Origin of the sequence: Corynebacterium callunae, from assembly GCF_046592015.1 — a bacterium.
GTDB lineage: Bacteria > Actinomycetota > Actinomycetes > Mycobacteriales > Mycobacteriaceae > Corynebacterium > Corynebacterium callunae_A.
Window position 1 is genome coordinate 548,761 of record NZ_JAWVOB010000001.1, and the last position, 18,492, is coordinate 567,252.

17 protein-coding genes are annotated in these 18,492 nt (G+C 54.7%); 8 read left to right on the forward strand and 9 right to left on the reverse strand.

Translation table 11 applies throughout. The features are described from left to right. Window positions 1–102 precede the first annotated feature (102 nt). Window positions 103–993, reverse strand: coding sequence for a glutamate ABC transporter substrate-binding protein GluB (gene gluB, locus SFC07_RS02535; RefSeq protein ID WP_411206652.1), 891 nt, complete (start codon window positions 991–993; stop codon window positions 103–105). 32 nt (window positions 994–1,025) lie between these two features. Then, complete coding sequence (gluA, locus tag SFC07_RS02540) at window positions 1,026–1,754, reverse strand: glutamate ABC transporter ATP-binding protein GluA (protein ID WP_411206760.1); 729 nt, start codon at window positions 1,752–1,754, stop codon at window positions 1,026–1,028. Between the two features lie 395 nt (window positions 1,755–2,149). On the opposite strand from gluA, the gene miaB reads away from it, so the two are divergent. Both miaB and SFC07_RS02550 read left to right on the forward strand, forming a co-directional pair. Beyond that, entirely contained in the window at window positions 2,150–3,691 is a 1,542-nt protein-coding gene (miaB, locus tag SFC07_RS02545; RefSeq protein WP_411206761.1) for a tRNA (N6-isopentenyl adenosine(37)-C2)-methylthiotransferase MiaB, read from the forward strand. A 99-nt stretch (window positions 3,692–3,790) separates the two neighbouring features. Then, window positions 3,791–4,441, forward strand: a complete 651-nt coding sequence (locus SFC07_RS02550; RefSeq protein WP_411206653.1) for an MFS transporter — start codon at window positions 3,791–3,793, stop codon at window positions 4,439–4,441. Here the strand turns inward: SFC07_RS02550 and SFC07_RS02555 are convergent. Both SFC07_RS02555 and SFC07_RS02560 read right to left on the reverse strand, forming a co-directional pair. Next, the gene (locus tag SFC07_RS02555) at window positions 4,438–5,487 is read right to left on the reverse strand and encodes an N-acetyltransferase (RefSeq protein ID WP_411206654.1); all 1,050 of its coding nucleotides are present in this window, start codon (window positions 5,485–5,487) and stop codon (window positions 4,438–4,440) included. The two genes, SFC07_RS02550 and SFC07_RS02555, sit on opposite strands and share 4 nt — an antisense overlap. After that, window positions 5,488–6,840 (reverse strand): DUF349 domain-containing protein, encoded by a 1,353-nt coding sequence (locus SFC07_RS02560; RefSeq protein WP_411206655.1) that lies wholly within the window; start codon window positions 6,838–6,840, stop codon window positions 5,488–5,490. Window positions 6,841–7,023: 183 nt separating this feature from the next. Here SFC07_RS02560 and SFC07_RS02565 point away from each other — a divergent pair, with 183 nt between their 5' ends. Genes SFC07_RS02565 through dapF form a run of 3 tightly spaced genes read left to right on the forward strand, consistent with a single transcriptional unit; the run spans window position 7,024 to window position 9,395 of the window. Next, window positions 7,024–7,647 (forward strand): hypothetical protein, encoded by a 624-nt coding sequence (locus SFC07_RS02565; protein WP_411206656.1) that lies wholly within the window; start codon window positions 7,024–7,026, stop codon window positions 7,645–7,647. Continuing rightward, complete coding sequence (gene miaA / locus SFC07_RS02570) at window positions 7,648–8,556, forward strand: tRNA (adenosine(37)-N6)-dimethylallyltransferase MiaA (RefSeq protein WP_411206657.1); 909 nt, start codon at window positions 7,648–7,650, stop codon at window positions 8,554–8,556. A gap of 5 nt (window positions 8,557–8,561) precedes the next feature. After that, the gene (gene dapF / locus SFC07_RS02575; RefSeq protein WP_411206658.1) at window positions 8,562–9,395 is read left to right on the forward strand and encodes a diaminopimelate epimerase; all 834 of its coding nucleotides are present in this window, start codon (window positions 8,562–8,564) and stop codon (window positions 9,393–9,395) included. A gap of 70 nt (window positions 9,396–9,465) precedes the next feature. Here the strand turns inward: dapF and SFC07_RS02580 are convergent, their stop codons facing one another. Then, window positions 9,466–10,212, reverse strand: a complete 747-nt coding sequence (locus SFC07_RS02580) for a hypothetical protein (RefSeq protein ID WP_411206659.1) — start codon at window positions 10,210–10,212, stop codon at window positions 9,466–9,468. 185 nt (window positions 10,213–10,397) lie between these two features. Between SFC07_RS02580 and hflX the strand changes: the two genes are divergently transcribed. The 3 genes from hflX (at window position 10,398) to SFC07_RS02595 (ending at window position 13,901) form a co-directional block, all read left to right on the forward strand. Further along, window positions 10,398–11,915, forward strand: coding sequence for a GTPase HflX (gene hflX / locus SFC07_RS02585; protein ID WP_411206660.1), 1,518 nt, complete (start codon window positions 10,398–10,400; stop codon window positions 11,913–11,915). Window positions 11,916–12,010: 95 nt separating this feature from the next. After that, on the forward strand, window positions 12,011–13,294 hold the full coding sequence (locus SFC07_RS02590) for a uracil-xanthine permease family protein (RefSeq protein ID WP_411206661.1): 1,284 nt from the start codon (window positions 12,011–12,013) through the stop codon (window positions 13,292–13,294). Between the two features lie 82 nt (window positions 13,295–13,376). Then, entirely contained in the window at window positions 13,377–13,901 is a 525-nt protein-coding gene (locus tag SFC07_RS02595) for a GyrI-like domain-containing protein (protein WP_411206662.1), read from the forward strand. Between the two features lie 196 nt (window positions 13,902–14,097). Here the strand turns inward: SFC07_RS02595 and SFC07_RS02600 are convergent, their stop codons facing one another. The 4 genes from SFC07_RS02600 to SFC07_RS02615 form a co-directional block, all read right to left on the reverse strand. Then, window positions 14,098–14,367 carry an HPr family phosphocarrier protein gene (locus SFC07_RS02600; RefSeq protein WP_015651498.1) on the reverse strand — a complete coding sequence of 90 codons (270 nt, stop codon included), beginning with the start codon at window positions 14,365–14,367 and terminating at the stop codon, window positions 14,098–14,100. Between the two features lie 185 nt (window positions 14,368–14,552). Next, complete coding sequence (locus SFC07_RS02605; protein WP_411206664.1) at window positions 14,553–16,601, reverse strand: fructose-specific PTS transporter subunit EIIC; 2,049 nt, start codon at window positions 16,599–16,601, stop codon at window positions 14,553–14,555. Continuing rightward, entirely contained in the window at window positions 16,598–17,590 is a 993-nt protein-coding gene (locus SFC07_RS02610) for a 1-phosphofructokinase (RefSeq protein WP_411206666.1), read from the reverse strand. The genes SFC07_RS02605 and SFC07_RS02610 overlap by 4 nt, the downstream gene beginning before the upstream one ends. Continuing rightward, window positions 17,587–18,360 carry a DeoR/GlpR family DNA-binding transcription regulator gene (locus SFC07_RS02615; RefSeq protein ID WP_411206667.1) on the reverse strand — a complete coding sequence of 258 codons (774 nt, stop codon included), beginning with the start codon at window positions 18,358–18,360 and terminating at the stop codon, window positions 17,587–17,589. Before SFC07_RS02615 ends, SFC07_RS02610 begins: the two co-directional genes overlap by 4 nt. Between the last annotated feature and the right edge of the window lie 132 nt (window positions 18,361–18,492).

Sequence of the window (18,492 nt, forward strand, 5' to 3'; positions counted from 1 at the left end):
CTCGATAAGGATGGAAAAGCTTAAGAAAAATGAACAATGCGTGGCACCTCACGGGCGTGAAGTGCCACGCAGTCTAATCAGGTGGAGCTATTTAACCGTGAGTTAGCTCGCGTCCAAGAAGGAAAGATCGCCTGGGGTTCCTTCTTCAACAACAACGGAGTCTTCACCAAGGTTTTCGGTGAGCAGACGCTGGAAGCTGCCATCTGCGTACATACGCTCAAGAGCTGCGTTGATAGCGTCGGTAGCTTCGGTGTCGTCCTTCTTCAAGCCGATGCCGTAGTACTCATTGGTGAAAGGTGCGCCGTCCTTTTCCATTTCAACAACGCGGAATTCGCCTTCGTACTGCTGGGAGTAGCCGAAGAGGATGGTTGCGTCAGTGGTCATGGCATCTACGTTGCCCTGATTGAGTGCCTCAACACAGGAGGAGTAGGTGTCATATTCCTGCAGCTGAACGCCAGGAAGAACATCCTTGACTTTCTGTGCTGGGGTGGAACCAGTGACGGAGCAAAGGATCAGGCCATCGGCCAGATCTTCGAGGGTCTGGATGCGGTCATCATCCTGGCGGACCAAGAGAGCTTGGTGGGTGAGCAAGTATGGGCCACCGAAGTTGACGGACTCGGAACGGCCAGCGTTGATGGAGTAGGTTGCGGCGATCATATCTACTTCGCCGTTTTGGATGAGGGTTTCACGCTGTGCGGAAGGAGACTCACGCCATTCAATGGTTGGGTGCTCCCAGCCCTGGTCATCGGCAATGGAGTTGACCACGTATTCAGCAACATCAACGTCAAGGCCACTCATGGAGTTGTCAGGGTTGCGCAGACCGAGGCCTGGCTGGTCAAACTTGGTACCGATAGTTACGGTGCCGCCCTCGATGGAAGCGAGCAGGCCTTCGCCACCTCCGCTGGAATCACCACAGGCGGTCAAGGTGACGCCGGCGAGAGCGGTAGCGCCGAGGGTGGCAGCGATTTTGGTGAACATGGATTTCTTGGACATGGTGTCTCCTAAAAGTTTGTGTGAGTTAAGAATTAGTGGGCAAGGATTTTTCCGAGGAAGTCCTTCGCGCGATCCGATTGGGGATTGCTGAAGAAGGATTCCGGATCGGTGTCTTCGATTACGCAACCTTCGGCCATGAACAGCACGCGGTCTGCCGCTTTGCGGGCGAAGCCCATTTCGTGGGTGACGCACACCATGGTCATGCCTTCCTTAGCAAGGCTTGCCATGACGTCCAGCACTTCATTGACCATTTCTGGGTCCAAAGCCGAGGTTGGTTCGTCGAAAAGCATGACCTTGGGGTTCATGGCCAGGGCGCGGGCAATTGCCACGCGCTGCTGCTGGCCGCCGGAGAGCTGAGCTGGGTATTTATCAGCTTGGGTAGCAATGCCAACGCGCTCGAGCAGGGTCATTGCCAGTTTTTCCGCCTCAGCCTTTTTCATCTTGCGCACCTTCATCGGTGCCAGGGTGACATTGTCACGGATGGTGAGGTGGGGGAAGAGGTTGAAGGATTGGAAAACCATTCCTACGTCAGCACGAAGTTTGGCCAGTCCTTTGCCTTCTTCGGGGAGGAGCTCACCATCAATCTCGATGGTGCCTTCCTCGATGGTTTCCAAGCGGTTGATGGTGCGGCACAAGGTCGATTTTCCGGAGCCGGAGGGACCTAGGACAACAACAACTTGGCCACGAGGGATTTCAAGATTGATGTCGGTCAAAGCGTGGAAGTCATCAAAGAACTTCTGAACTCCCGTCATCTTAATCATCGGAGAGCTTGTGGTCTGCGTCATATCGAAAGCATAATTCAGTAGTAGGCTTTCTTGTTCGTTTTTGTGTGAATGAGTCCATTTTGAAATAAACCAATCGGTAAATAGCTCTATTTTCCCAGTTCGCTAGGGGGCATTGGGAGGGGGTAATTACCGTTTTCTTCCGGTTTATAACTATCTACCGATAGAAACCAATGTCAAAAAAGGAGGATTTTGAGGGCAAAAAATAAGCTTCAAAACCTAAAATTGCAGCCTGAAAAAACGGCGAAAAATCCGCGTTTATGTTAAGGGCAAGCACGGCGATACAATTACCAATCGTGACGCAGCAAATTAATCAACATCAGGTAACTATCCGCCCCGACTCCGCCGCAGCTGAATTGGCAGAGAATTTTGGCATTAACCCCGAGGTTGTCGCCGAGGGAGGGGCAGGGACTCCACGTACCTATGAAGTAAAAACATTTGGCTGCCAGATGAACGTCCATGATTCTGAGCGACTCTCCGGATTGCTCGAAGAGGCTGGCTATGTAGCTGCCACCAAGGACGACACCCCAGACTTGGTGGTTTTTAACACCTGCGCTGTGCGTGAAAACGCCGATATGCGCCTTTATGGCACCCTCGGCAACCTGCGCAGTGTGAAAGAGAAGAACCCAGGCATGCAGATCGCCGTGGGTGGCTGCTTGGCCCAAAAAGATAAAGACACTGTGGTGAAGAAGGCTCCGTGGGTTGACGTTGTATTTGGTACCCACAACATTGCCTCCCTTCCCACCTTGCTTAACCGCGCGGAGCATAACTCCAAGGCGCAGGTGGAAATTGTCGATTCCCTCGAGCAATTCCCCTCTGTACTACCAGCCAAGCGAGAATCCGCCTATGCTGGCTGGGTTTCGGTATCCGTGGGCTGCAACAACACCTGCACCTTCTGTATCGTGCCTTCCCTGCGCGGTAAAGAGCAGGATCGTCGCCCCGGCGATGTGCTGGCCGAGGTACAAGCACTGGTTGACCAGGGCGTTAGTGAAGTTACCCTGCTGGGACAAAACGTAAATGCCTATGGCGTGAACTTTGTTGACCCCGAGCTCGAGCGCGATCGCTCGGCTTTCTCCAAGCTGCTGCGTGCCTGCGGAAATATCGAAGGCCTTGAGCGTGTGCGCTTCACCAGCCCACACCCAGCAGAATTCACCTCTGATGTCATCGACGCTATGGCAGAAACCCCTAATATCTGCCCTCAGCTACACATGCCTTTGCAGTCCGGCTCTGATCGGATTTTGAAGGAAATGCGTCGCTCCTACCGTTCCAAGAAGTTCCTTAACATCTTGGAAGAAGTCCGCCAGAAGATTCCACATGCTGCCATCACCACCGATATCATCGTGGGATTCCCTGGGGAAACTGAAGAGGATTTCCAGGCAACCATGGATGTTGTCAAGCAGGCACGCTTTACTTCTGCTTATACCTTCCAGTACAGCCCACGTCCCGGAACCCCCGCTGCAGAATATGAAGACCAGGTTCCAAAGGAAGTTGTCCAAGAACGCTATGAGCGTTTGATGGCTTTGCAGGAGCAGATCGGCGCCGAGGAAAACGCTAAGTTTATCGGCCAGACTGTTGAGCTTTTGGTCCAAGCCGGTGGTGGTCGCAAAAACAATGAGACCCATCGCCTCAGCGGCCGTGCCCGCGATGGCCGTTTGGTGCACTTTGCTCCAGAAGGCAACCTTGACGGCGAGATCCGTCCTGGTGATTATGTTGAGGTTGAAGTCACCGCAGCAACGCCATTTTTCCTTACCGCAGATGCCGGCGTGCAGATACATCGCCGCACCAAGGCGGGCGATAACTCCGCTGTGGGCAAGGTTCCAACCACCGCTCCCATCGGCGTTGGTTTGGGCCTGCCAAGCATTGGTGCTCCCAAGGTTGCACCAGCTGCAGATGCAGCTTGCTGCTCCGTTAACTAGGGCATCTCCTAGTTAGTTAATGGCAGCAGCACAATAGAGGGCGTCCAGACCAGCGGTATAGGATGGATGCATCAACCCCCAGAGGAAATGAGCTTTAAAGTGAGCGAAAAAGCGCTTAGTGGCACAGAACTAGCATCATTGGAAAAAGAGGCAGCTAAAACTCTTGAACTTGGTGATAAGAAGTGGTTTTTAATCGCCGGAGGTGTGCTTTTCCTCCTTTCGCTCGCTTTGCCACATATCCGCGGGGTCATGGGTTTCCAGGTGCTCACGCTTTCTGATACTGCCTCCTCCGCGCGCGTCACCCTCGCGGAATACGTGTTTTACTACCTGGGCATCATTGGTGTGGTGATTTTTGGCTTGGGCACCGTGATCACCAAGCGCACGTGGATGGCCTGGGTGGGCTGGATTTTCAGCTGTGTCACCCTGGTTTTTGCCGTCTTCGCCATCTGGATGCGTCAAACCTCCACCAGCACCCAGGTCACCTATGTCAATATCGGCATGATCCTCGCCATCGTGGCAGCTATTGCCGCGGTATGGGGACTATCCACCACCATCCTGGCGCGCAGTGATGCTCAAGAAGAGATCGCCCAGCGTCGCTCGGAAAACCACGATCTCGACCATGTTGCTTCCGCCCAGCGCGCCCTGCTGGAGCAGCAGCAACACAGCCCAGAGACCAACCCTTTGCTTATCGACGATCGCCGCGCCCGCGTCAATCGCCGCCGGCACAGCGAGCCCGAGCAAGAGGGCTAAACCAGATTCTCCCGCTTTTCCCACAGGGTGGTGCGGGAAATTTCTTGAGCACCCAAAGCGCGGTTGATGGCCAGCATTTCCTGGTTATCAACCGCGTTTGAGGTTGCTACCCGTTTTACCGCCGGATGGTGCAAGGACAAAAGCTCCATGCAGGCACCTTTGAGGTGGCGGCTTAAACCGCGACCACGTGCTCGCGGATGCACAATCGTAAGCCCTTGTTCAGCAACATCGGGGTTCGTCCCAGGCGCCATGGAAATGCTAGACATTCCACTAACTCCCAGCTCATCCAGGCTCAGCACCGTAAATAGTTTGGTGCCAAATTCAGCAATGCGTTGGGCTTGTTGTGCCAAACGCTCCACCGACCACGGTTCGGGAGCAACACTTAAACGGCCATGGGGAGTATCCCGCGCTGCGATATTTTCCAGCTCGATAATCCCTGGAATAAGCTCAGCAGGGAAGTCGCTGCCCACCACGGTGCGCAACTGCTGATCGCGTAAAGTCCAGGGCTGAGGCTGTACTGGCAAGGTTTGTTGGATCTCCTCATGGGCTAGCTGATAGCCACGCGCGATTAAAACGGCGCAATAATCGCAGTCATCAAGACCGCCGGCAGGGTGCATATGCGCAGTGTGAAAAATGCTGCGCTGCCACGGTGCATTCGCCGCGGTGCTTTCGCCCCGCTGCAGTAGCGCGTCGATAAGCGTTATTGCCTCGGTGCTTAAACGCTCGCCGGGCAATGGCTGCAGGCCAGCATCAAGGACAATGTCGAGGCTCGCGGAGGCGGTGTCGTCGATGAGGGGCAGGTTGATTTTGAGGAAGCCTGCGGGCTCAATCCATTCGGCGTCGGGCGGATCGAAGGTGGCGATGTGCAACTGCGCGGACATTTCGGGGCTGCCCACCAAATCCCGCTGGATGCGCTCAAGGGAGATGGAAACATCGCGGTTGCCAGCGGTTTCCTGGGCAGCCATATTGGACATGAACACAAAAGAGCGGACCAGATCATCGGGGTCTTGCCCTGCAACCTGGTCCGCTAGCTGGAAAAACCTCACTTAGAGCTGTTCCACTGCCTCATGAGCGGCGCGAGCCCACTCTTCCCACTGCGCAGCCTGGGCACGCAGCTTCTCCGCCTTCTTGGTGTTGCCCTTGGCTTCAGCGGCCTCGGCCTGAGCGTTAAACTCGGCCACCTTCGCGGAGAACTGATCGGCACGAGCCTGCGCCTCCGGATCGGTACGGCGCCACTGGGACTCCTCGGCCTCAGCTACGCGCTTTTCCAAAGCGCCAATCTTGTCCTCAAACTCACGAACTTGGTTGCGTGGAACATAGCCGATCTCTTCCCACTTCTCCTGCAGCTCACGCAGCTTGGTGCGAGCGCCTTCGAGGTTCTTGGCAGGATCAATCTGAGTGTCATATTCATCAAGCAGTGCCTGCTTAGCAGCGGCATTGTTCTCAAATTCCTGATCGCGCTCCTTAGCTACAGAGTTGCGCTTATCAAAGAAGAAGTCCTGGGCTTCCTTGAAAGCAGCCCACAGCTTGTCATCAATTTCGCGAGGAGCACGGCCAGCAGCCTTCCACTCGCTCATCAAATCGCGGAAGGCACGCGCGGTGTCATTCCACTCAGCGGATTCCTTCAGTGCATTTGCGCGCTCAACCAGCTCTTCCTTGATCTTGCGAGCAGTGGCGCGGCCACGATCCAGGTCTGCAAAGTGCGCACCACGACGACGGTTGAAGGCATCACGGGCACGGGAGTAGCGCTTCCACAGATCATCATCGGTCTTGCGATCAATGCCGTGAATGGACTTCCACTCATCCAAGATCGCGCGGATACGATCGCCGGCGTTCTTCCAATCAGTGGAGTTTTCTGCCAGGCCCTCAGCCTCGGTGGCTAGGGCTTCCTTGCGAGCAACAGCCTCCTCGCGGCGCTTGGCCTTTTCTTCCTTGGCGCGCTCATTGGCTTCTTCAGAGCTGTCAATGATTTTGCTCAAACGCAGTTCCAGCGCATCCAGATCACCAATGGCAGCAACAGTGTCAAGAGTGCCCTTGATCTCTTCTGCCTTAGCACGGATGGTGGGTGCATCATCAGGGTGGGAGACCAGACGCTGCTCCAGCAGGGCAACCTCAGTGGCAAGATCATCAAAACGAGTACCAAAGTGGGCGAGACCCTCCTTTGGAGTACCAGCCTGCCAGGAACCGATCAGGCGCTCGCCCTTAGAAGTGGTGACATAGGCAGAACCATCAGCTTCCACCCGGCCAAACTTGGCAGGATTATTAGGCGTTTTAGCCAGCGGAGCAGGGGTGGAAGCAACAGCAGCCTTCTTTGCTGCCACGTGAGCACCAGGGCGGGGTCCTGGCCGTGGGCCCGGCTTCGGGGCTGGGGTGGAGCTAGAGGTCTGGTTCTCAGTCATGATCGGTCCTTTTACTTGCGTCGTCCTGGCCGCGCGACACGGCCGCCGAAACTCAAATTACGTATTCTAAACATACAGCGTGCCCACTTGGGTGTCAGCCAGATAGGGGGCACAAGCGCCATTGAATTCATCAAACGAGGGGCTTAACAATGGTGAGAGCACATTCACGATAGGCTAGTTCAGGTGAAAGCAACGCTGATCATCATGCCCTCAAGCCCCGCCTTGGTCGCGGAACTTGCGCCGCAAGACCATGCCGGACAACGTCTGGTGTCCACGCTCAAAAGCGTTTTGACCCAAGAACTAAAGGCACATAACTGGCCCATCGAACTCATTGGCTCCCGTGACCCGCAGTGGTCTACTAGCCATAGTGGCAGCTTAAAGGCTTGGGGAGCGCCCCAAGTAAAGGTGGGTGCGGGCAATTACCTAGCGGAAATTTTGCAGCGTTATGTCCTCGGCGAGGCCCAAGAGCGTGTGGTGTCCGTGGCAGGAGAGGCGACGTCGATAAGCGCAGAAACGTTAACTCTGGTGGCGCTGGACGGTCCCACCGGCCTTACCCCGCGCGCACCCTCTTCACTGGTGCCCGGCGCGCCCGCAGCACACCAGTGGTGCCAGCAGTTGCTGCAGGGGAAAGCCGAACCGCGCACTGCTCAAGCGCTTTTCGACGCCTCCCTCCGCGATCCCGCGCTCTGGCTGGATCTTTATCAGCTCTTACCGCTGGTAGAAAGCTCAGAATTATTGGATGTGGATGACACCCTAGGTGTGGGCCGTTATGTGGCCCGGTGGACTATTAATAAGGGAGAAAAATAAGTGGTGACACCGATTGCGGTGGTCGGACCGACAGCTTCAGGTAAATCAGCTCTGGGCATTGCGCTTGCCAAGCGCCTTGATGGGGAAGTGGTCAATGTGGATTCCATGCAGCTTTATCGCGGCATGGATATTGGCACGGCCAAGCTCACCCTGGAGGAACGCGAAGGCGTTATTCACCACCAGCTCGATGTTTTGGATGTCACGGAAACTGCCTCAGTGGCGCGTTATCAGCATGAAGCCATTGCTGATGTGGAAGAGATTATGAGCCGTGGTAAAACCCCAATTTTGGTCGGCGGATCCATGCTATATGTGCAGTCTTTGGTGGATGATTGGCAATTTCCACCCACTGATCCCGCAGTGCGCCAAGCCTGGCAGGACAAATTAGATGAGGTGGGTATTGAAAAGCTCCATGCCCATCTAGCTGAGGTTGATCCCGAGGCTGCCGCCATTATTGAAGACCGTGATCCGCGCCGAACTGTGCGTGCCTTAGAAGTTATTGAACTAACCGGTGAGCCTTTCCAAGCTAGCCAACCACCAAAAGATGCACCGCCACGCTGGGGGACTAAGATTCTGGGTCTTAAGACCACTCCCGAATGGCTTAATCCCCGCATTGAACTGCGCACGCATCTGATGTTTGAGCGCGGTTTTGTGGCAGAGGTGGAAGGCTTGGTGGCAAACCATGGCCTTATTGCAGCTTCTACCGCAGGGCGCGCTATTGGATATGCGCAGGTGCTTGCCGCGATGGCAGGGGGTTTGCCGTGGGAGGATGTGGAGGAACGTACCGTTATTGGTACCCGCCGTTATGTGCGCCGCCAACGCAGTTGGTTTAACCGTGATCACCGAGTGCAGTGGATTGATGCCGCTGGCGATACCGTGTCACAGGCCTACACCATTTTGGGGTTAGAATAGTGCACGTGAAAACTGTTATTCCTTTTGCCAAAGGCCATGCCACCGAAAATGACTTCATCATTATCTCCGATGAGCATGCGGAATTTGATATTAGCCCGGAACAAGTAGCGCTTTTATGTGATCGTCGCGCCGGCATTGGTGCCGATGGCATCTTGAGAGTAGTCAAGGCAGGCGAGATCGCAGATAGCACTGTTGATCCGGATCTGTGGTTTATGGATTACCGCAATGCCGATGGTACTTTGGCTGAAATGTGTGGCAATGGTGTGCGCCTTTTTGCCCACTGGCTGCGCTCCCGTGGTCTAGTTGATTCCGATAGCTTTGATATCGGTACTCGCGCCGGGCTGCGCCATGTAGATGTGCTCTCTTTTGATGATTTTGATGCCGTGGTCCGCGTGGATATGGGTCCTGCTGAGGTAACTGGCCTTTCCACCTGTGAGATTAGCGGCCAAAACTTTGCTGGGCTGGGCGTGAATATGGGCAATCCACACCTGGCCAGCGTGGTACCAGGATTGACAGCTGAGGCATTGGCTGAGTTCCCGCTGCAAGCACCTACTTTTGATACTGAGTTTTTCCCCACCGGTGTCAACGTAGAAATTTTGACTGAGCTGCACGATGGTGCCGTGGATATGCGCGTGTGGGAACGCGGAGTGGGGGAGACTCGCTCCTGTGGTACCGGCACTGTTGCCGCAGCCCGTGCGGCACTCGCTGACGCTGGGCAAGGCGAAGGCGTGGTGCAGGTGCGAGTTCCTGGCGGTGAAGTAACCGTAGAGATCATGGAAGAGACCTCCACCCTGACCGGCCCGGCCAAGATCCTGGCCCTGGGTGAAATTACCCTTTAAAACCAAAAGCAGGTCGGACTCTTAAAGAGTTCGACCTGCTTATTGTTTAGCACGTTTCAGGGGTGTCTAATTAGTGGCCACCGCAGCCACAACCACCTGAACCGCAGCCACAACCGCCAGCGCTTTCCTGGGCGATGACAGAACCTGCAAGCATCACCTTGCCAGCCAAGATGGAATCGCGAGCAGGCAGCTCAGGGGCATCAGGCAGGCACACATCAAAGGCAAACATGCCATCAACGGTGGCGTGAATAAACCTCTGGCCAGTCAGTGCATTGGTGCGGTACTCAGAGGAAAGCACGCGGGCAGAAAACTCAGCAGCGGCGTCAGGGACGATCGCGCCATTGCCGCTTTCCACCTTGGCAGCGCCCTCAGACACCAAGGTGCCTACAGTATCGCCACCATTAAGCAGGTAATCGGTGCTATCTGCATAGACCTTGACGTCTACGCCAAGGGCAGTAATCTGCAGCTGCTGCCAGCGCTGCACTGGCTCATCAACCAGCAATGGGCCTTGAGCAAGGTTGCAGGTAATGGTGGTTACTGGATTGCCAAAAGGATCAATAATGTCCACCAAAGCCAGCACATCATTAATCATGCTGACGTGGCCATAAGCCACGGTGGCAGACTTAAAGCCAGCAAAGGTGGCAAAAGGCTCCACGGCCAGGATATTAATCTGGGCTCCGGAATTATCCGAGAATTGAATCAATTGTCCGCCACGGACCTCGCCGGTTACCTCAAGACGCTCAGAGGCAATAGCTGCCTCAACTGCATCCTGCCAGCGGGCGAAATCCATACCGATAGTCTTAAGATCGCTAGTCATGGCCAATAGTGTAGCGCTATGGCCTTTAAACAGTCACTTTGCCTCAGGGTGATTTTTAGCTAAGGCAATTTGGGGAATAGAGCCACCATTGTGCGTGTTTAGTCACATCGTTTATGGTCTGATCGCTGAGAGCGTTGAATTAACTCTATGCGTTTAGGCAGGTGACGTGGAACAATAGTTAAACAATGGATGAAAAGAAGATTATTAATCATGAAGATCTCTTGGCCCAGGCCTTTCGAGATCATGTCACACCCGAGCCAGAAGAAAGCACCGGCTTTGATCTAAGTGGTTTGCTGCATGCGGATGTGGCAGCACCGTCGGTCGGTGAGCTTGACCTTGAAGACCGTGATGCTATTCGACGGCGCGAGACCGAAATCCATGCGGATGAAGCCGCGGACGGCTACGAGGTTGAATACCGAAAACTGCGTCTTGAGCGCGTCATTTTGGTGGGCGTGTGGACCGAAGGTACCACTGCCGAAATTGATGCCAGCTTAGCCGAGCTGGCTGCACTGGCAGATACCGCCGGTGCAGAAGTTATTGAATCGCTCTACCAAAAGCGCGATAAACCAGACCCCGGCACCTTTATTGGTTCGGGCAAAGTGAAAGAGCTTAAAGAAATTATTGAAGCCACCGGTGCTGACACCGTGGTGGTTGATGGTGAGCTCAGCCCCTCCCAGCTGGTTGCACTAGAGCGCGACCTCAACATCAAGGTCATTGACCGCACTATGTTGATTCTGGATATTTTTGCCCAGCACGCTAAATCTCGTGAAGGTAAGACCCAGGTTGCTTTGGCACAGATGGAATACCTTATTTCTCGTGTGCGTGGTTGGGGTGGCAATCTGTCTCGTCAGGCTGGTGGTCGTGCTGGCTCCAATGGCGGTGTGGGTCTGCGCGGTCCCGGTGAAACCAAGATCGAGGCTGATCGTCGTCGCCTGCGTACCGATATGGCCCGTCTACGCCGCGAACTTGCGGGCATGGATACGTCGAGAAGCGTTAAACGCGCGCAGCGCGTAGGTTCTTTTGTGCCCCAGATAGCTATCGCCGGTTACACCAACGCGGGCAAATCTTCGCTGATTAATGCCATGACCGGTGCTGGTGTGCTGGTGGAAAATGCGCTCTTTGCAACCTTGGACCCCACCACTCGTAAGGCTGAGTTGGCCGATGGTCGCAATGTGGTCTTCACCGATACCGTTGGCTTTGTGCGACACCTGCCCACCTCCTTGGTGGAAGCTTTTAAATCCACTTTGGAAGAAGTGGTAGAAGCAGATCTTATGCTGCACGTGGTTGATGGCTCGGATGCATTTCCGCTCAAGCAAATTGAAGCCGTAAACAAGGTTATTAGCGATATCATCCGCTCTACCGGCGCAACTCCACCCCCGGAGATCATTGTGGTTAATAAGATCGATCAGGCTGACCCGCTCACCCTGGCCGAACTACGGCATGTGCTTGATGATGTGGTCTTTGTATCGGCACTAACAGGTGAGGGAATTAAGGAGCTGGAGGCTCGCATTGAGCTTTTCCTAAATGCTCGCGATAGCCACCTCTTGCTGCGGATTCCTTTTACCCGCGGCGATATTGTTTCGCGTTTGCACGAGCATGGCACGGTGCTCTCAGAGGAGTATGCAGAGGACGGCACCTTGATTGATGTGCGTATCCCTGATCAGTTGGCGCAGGAGCTCAAAGAGTTCGCAGTAGAGCGCTAGCGCGGAGAACCTTTAGTAACAATTTGCCCACATTCTTTTGGATGTGGGCTTTTTGATTTCCCAAAAGGCTAGGTCAAGGATGATAATGAACGTTCGTGACTTCAACTTGGGGATGGACCGTCCACGGAGACGGCAAAAAGATCGAACCCGGCGCAGTAGTTGCTCCTAAAGAGCGACTGAGCTGGGGACGCACAATCGGAATCGGAATGCAGCACGTAATCGCCATGTTTGGCGCCACCTTGCTGGTTCCCACACTCACCGGATTTCCGGTCAACACCACCTTGCTCTTCTCAGGCTTGGGAACAATTCTCTTCCTCCTAATTACCCGCAACCGCCTACCTTCTTATCTGGGCAGCTCCTTTGCCTTCATTGCACCGCTTACCGCCACCCAGGCCCAGGGCATTGGCGTGCAAATCGGCGGCATTTTGGTCGCTGGTCTAGTACTCATCGCCATTGGCTTTGCGGTGAAAGCAGCAGGCCGTCGCGTTATTGACGCGGTCATGCCACCAACCGTAACCGGTGCCATCGTGGCACTGATTGGCCTAAACCTGGCACCCACCGCAGCAGGCAACTTTGCCAGCCAGCCACTCGTGGCCACCGTAACCCTTTTTGCTATCTTGTTGGCCACCGTGGCCGGCCGTGGCATGGTTGCGCGCCTGGGCATTCTTATTGGTGTCATCGTGGGCTGGGTTTTTGCAGCTCTGAGTGGCAACCTCGCACCCGGATCAGTGGAAACCATTGAGGCTGCAGCCTGGTTTGGTTTGCCACAATTCCACACCCCACAGTTCCAGCTCTCTGCCATTTTGGTGACCCTGCCCGTAATTATCGTGCTCATTGCAGAAAACGTGGGACACGTAAAGGCAGTGTCAGAGATGACTGGCGAGAACCTCGATGACCTAGCTGGCGACGCCCTCATTGCAGACGGCCTGGCCACCACCCTGGCTGGTGGCTTCGGCGGTTCTGGCACCACCACCTACGCTGAAAACATCGGCGTTATGGCTGCTACCCGCGTTTATTCCACCGCTGCTTATTGGGTTGCTGCTTTCACTGCAATTGCCTTGGCCTTCATTCCTAAGTTCGGTGCTTTGATTTTCACCATCCCCACCGGCGTGCTGGGTGGAGCATGTTTGGTGCTTTATGGCTTGATTGGTATGTTGGGTATTCGCATTTGGCAGGATAATAAGGTTGACTTTAACAACCCGGTTAATTTGACCATGGCTGCAGTTGCATTGGTTGCCGGTATCGGTAACCTCACGCTCAGCGTTTTTGGCGTTACACTTGAGGGAATCGCATGGGGTTCAGTAGGAATCATCGTGTTGTACCCCATCATGAAAAAGCTTTATACCTCCATTGGTGAAGGCAAAAACGCCAAGTTTTAGTACGCTGCAATGTACGCTGCAATTTGAGTCCGCGCGTTTTTCTGCGCGCGGAAAGTGTTTAGTCTTTCTTAGGAACCCCACATTGATAGTTGATACCCAGTATGAAAAGATCCCGGCCCACGATATCGTGGGAATCCGCGTGATCCTTCAGCCTGAGGAGCTGCCCGAGCTTTTCCAGCACGGTTATGCAGAGATCAAAAAACTCTTGCGTTTGGAAGGAATCGAGCCAGCAGGACCGGCCCGTTCCTACTACTTCGGTGATATCTCAGACACCGTAGATATCCTCATTGGTTTCCCTGTCACTCCAGCACAGGCTGATAACCTGCGCCGCGGGGCACTCAGCCAATCCGGTGGCGATATTGACGATGTGGCAGTTCATCACTTCCGTGATATGAAGACCATGCACGCCCGCCACGAGGGCCCCTATGAGGGTTTGAATGAAACCTGGGAAGAAATCTTCGATGGTGTTGCAGAAACCGGTTGTAAGCTGCCGGTAAACACCATTGGCTGGGAAGAATATATTGAAGGCCCAGCCGGCGTGGAAGACCGCAAGGATCTTGTCACTGAGGTTTTTGTTCAGGTCTGTCAGGTTCCAGCAACGGTTTAAAAACCGCCTCACCCTTAAAGGTGTGCCCAGGTAGTTAACAACTACCTGGGCACACCTTTTTGCTTGTCGACGCCCCCCTCAGCGTCTCCGTTTAAGGTGCAGGGTGCTCGGGTGACAAGGTGAGTACAAAAAAGTGCCATTGGACCAGCAGGTCCAAGGGCACTTTAGGCAGTTAGAAAACTAACTAGAGGGGTGTTTACTCAGCGTCAAGATCGCGCTCGATAAGAGCAGCAATCTTCTCAACAGCCTCGGCGTTATCGGAGGTAACAGTAACCTCGTTGCCGTGCTCTGCGCCCAAAGCCATGATCATCAGGGAAGAAGAGGCATCGGTCTCTTCATCGTCATCAGAACCAACGAGGGTGAGGAAAATATCATCATCGTACTCGCCAGCAGCTTCAGCGATGATGGATGCAGGACGAGCGTGGAGACCAACTGAGGAACCAACGGTAACAGTCTTGGAAGCCATTATATTTTTCCTTTCATGGGGCCCTTAGCCGGTAGGCCAAGGGCTCTGAGTTGCAGATCACTACGAGTGGCAGTGTTCTGTTTTAACTTATTTCAAGTCTACTGAGACTTTGAATGCATTGCCACGATACCGGACTTAAAAACAATGTCCGAACAAACATCCCCTTTAAGTCACATCAGGCGAGGTTAAGCGTTTGCAGCTTCGCGAGCCTCTTGCTTTGCAACCTCAGCAGCGGTCGCCTTATTTGGCCAGAATTGCTTAAGAGCAATAACAACCAAAGTGGAAACAATAGTTCCGGCGATCAGTGCAATGAGCCAACCCCACCAAGGATCAATTGCCCAGACCACGAAGATGCCACCGTGTGGTGCACGGGAACCAACGTTAAGAGCCATAGAAATTGCACCGGTGGTTGCGCCACCAGCCATCATGGCTGGGATAACGCGCAGTGGGTCAGCTGCAGCGAATGGAATTGCGCCCTCGGAGATGAATGCCAAACCAAGCAGCCAGGAGGACTTGCCGTTTTCTTGTTCTGCTGGGGTGAAGAGGTTCTTGCGTAGCAGGGTAGCGATAGACATTGCGATTGGAGGAACCATACCGGCGGCCATAATAGTTGCCATGATCTCCATAGAGGCCTGATCGCCGGTGGACAGACCAGCGGTACCAAAGAGATAAGCCGCCTTGTTCACAGGACCGCCGAGGTCGAAGCACATCATGAGGCCGAGGATGATACCCAACAGGATTGCGGAGGAACCGGACATGGATCCAAGCCAGTTCTGCAGGCCAACCATGATGTCAGCCAGTGGACGGCCGAGGATCAAGAACATTACGAGGCCAACCACAAGGGAAGTCAGCAGCGGGATGATAACCACAGGCATAAGTGACTGGATAACGCGTGGCACCTTCCAGGAACCAATCCAGAGAGCCACAAGGCCTGCGATGATACCGGTGACCAGACCGCCGATGAAGCCAGCGCCAACGGTGACGGAAATTGCGCCACCCACGAAGCCCGGTGCAATACCGGGGCGACCTGCAAGAGCATAAGCGGTGTAGCCGGAAAGCGCTGCGACAATGAAGCCCATTGCACCTTGGCCGGTAGCAAAGAGAACAGCACCGAAGTAGAGCAGGAAGCCGGAGCGATCGAAGGTGGTGGCAACGCCATCAATATCGATGGTGTTTCCAGGCAGGTTGGTGAGGGAGAACTGGGTGGCAATTGCTTGCCAGCCATTTGCCATGTCATATCCACCGAAGGCAAAGCCCAAGGCGAGCAGCAGGCCACCGGCTGCCACAAAAGGCACCATGTAGGACACGCCGGTCATCACAGCTTGCTGGATGCGCTTGCCCCAGCCGAGCTTCTCGCCAACTTCTTCAGCAGCGACAGCCTGGCCGGAACCTGCAACCTTGCGAGCATTAGGGTTCTTGGAGGCAGCAATTGCCTCATCAATCATCTTGGCTGGCTCATTGATGGCACGCTTCACGCCGGATTCAATAACCGGAATGCCCGCAAAACGCTCACGATCCTTCACTCCCACGTCGGTTGCAAAGATCACAGCATCAGCAGCGGCAATAACCTTAGGATCCATTGGGGTCACTGCGGAAGAACCCTGAGTTTCCACAACGAGCTCAACATCATCGCGTCCCTCAGCGGTCTGCGTCAGTGCATCGGCAGCCATATAGGTGTGCGCAATACCGGTTGGGCAGGCGGTGATAGCCACGATACGGGTGACGCTTGTCGACGCCGCCCCGCTTGCCGCCACTGGCGTGGCTGCAACCGGGTCTTTAGGAGCCGGGTTGAGAACGGCATCCACCACGTTGACAATTTCTTCCTCAGTTTTAGCCTCATGCAGCGCCTGCACAAAGTCCTTTTTAACCAAGGAGCGAGCGAGCTTGGACAAAATCTTCAGGTGTTCTTTGCCACCACCAGCAGGGGCAGCAATGAGGAATACCACGTCAGCATCGCCATCTGGACCATTAAAGTCCACTGGGCGGCTCAAGCGAGCAAAAGCCAGGGTGGGCTCAGAGACTGCTTCACTGCGGCAATGGGGGATAGCAACCTTACCGGGGACGCCGGTGCCGGACTTTGCTTCGCGAGCAATTGCATCGGCAGCAAGGCCCTCAGCAGAGGTGGCGCGGCCTGCAGCGTGAACAACTGCTGCTAGACCATTGATGACATCAGTGGTGGAAGCGCCGAGATCGACGTCCAACTTGACGAGAGAGGTATTAATTACGCTACTCATGATGACTCTTTCGATTTCTTAACCTGGGTGACCTCTGCACCAGCTGCGGTGACTTGGTCAGGACGGGGGATTGTGGTGCCGGGCAAAGCCGCGGCGGCGGAACCATATGAAACAGCTTGAAGTAGGGAATCTTCAAGTGAAGCGCCCTTGGAACGTGCCATCACAAAACCTGCGAGTGCGCTGTCACCTGCACCTACAGTGGACACAACTTCAATCTTTGGAGTTGATGACACCCAGGCCCCGGCTGCATTAACCAATACAGCTCCAGCGGCACCGAGGGTGACCAAGACTTGTTCTACACCGCGGTTAACCAGAACTTCCGCGGCTTCGATGATGGGGGTGTAATTGCCCTGGAGAGCTAACTCTTCCAGCTCTACGCCATCAGTTTGAGCTAATTGTCCAAGTTCGAGACCATTGGGTTTGATGAGGTTAGGAGCAGCACCTGGCCTTTCTAGATTTTTGCCGAGTTCCAGCAGCGGCACATCGGAGGTATCCACTGCCACGCGCACATCCGGACGGGTCTCATGAATCAGCGTGGTGAGCTGTGAGTACCAGTCTTTTGGTGCCCCTGGAGGCAGGGAGCCAGCCAGCACTACCCAGTCCACCTCGGGCGTCAGCGCGTCGACAAGCGCCTTTTCCAAGCTTTTAATCTTGGGTTCGCTCAGCGGAGCGCCGGGGCCATTGAGTTTGGTGGTGGTGCCGTCTGGTTCGGTGACGGTGGTGTTCGTGCGGACGTTGGTGGCGATGCTCACCGCTGCCACAGGCAGTCCGATATCATGAACCAAAGGAACAAAAGGATCCAACTTGCCAGCTGGGAAGATCGCGAGAGTTTCAATTCCCGCAAGCAGCACAGCGTGGGCAACGTTGATGCCTTTACCGCCGGCTACCGAAGTCACCGAGTTAAGGCGCTGGACGGCGCCTCGATTGAGCTGCTCACCCAGGCTGAGCGTGCAGTCAATACTCGGGTTGGGGGTGAATGTAATGATCAAGGGTTAATCACCTGGAAATCTTGATTGGGTAGTGCGTGGATATCGTCTGAATCTGTGACCAGAACATCAAAATCGGCAGTGCTAGCAAATCCGTGCCGCCAGCGCTGTGGTTGTTCAGTACTTGGAAGCACTGCCACGGTGAAGCGAGAATTTGCGATCATAGCTTTTTTAATGGGAATGGTTTCTGGGTAATCGGTGCTGAGTCCGGTCCTGGAATCAAAGGCATCCACACTGACAAAGGCGATGTCCGCGCGAAGCTGAGAAACCATTTTGACGGCCTCCGGACCAATAATTGACTGGCTGTCCCCGTGCACAAAACCTCCGAGTATCGCGGCAGTTGTCTCGCCGGAATCCGAAAGTGCAATCACCGCGCCGGGGGAGTTGGTGACTACCGTCCACCGTGCATTCTCGGGAGGATCTCCCAGCACTGTGGCTAAGGCGGTACACGAAAGTCCTGCGTCGAGGAAAATGCTGCGCACCTGGGGTTCAATTAATTGGGCTGCTGTTTCCGCCAAGTTCAGCATTGCTGGGCTTGGCGGGAGACCTGGAACCTGCACCGGTTTAAGCGTTGGTGGTGAGGTGCCGTTGGGCTCTGGGGTAATCGCCCCGCCGTGAACTCTTTGCACTAAACCAAGAGATTCCATAATCCGCAGATCACGCCGGATGGTCTCCGAGGTGACATTAAAGTGCTGTGCAAGTTCGACAACACTGACGCGGCCTGTGGGCAATAACAGAGCCAGGATTGTCTGTTGACGTGTGGTCTGAGACATCTTGACTCCTTTTGTCGGTAGGTGGCGGGTTCAAGCGGGACTTTGTGAAGTTGTTAAAGCGTTGTATGTGATTGTTGCTGATTGTGACAAGTGGAACAGGGAAATGTTGATTTATTTCCGTTTTCAGAATTT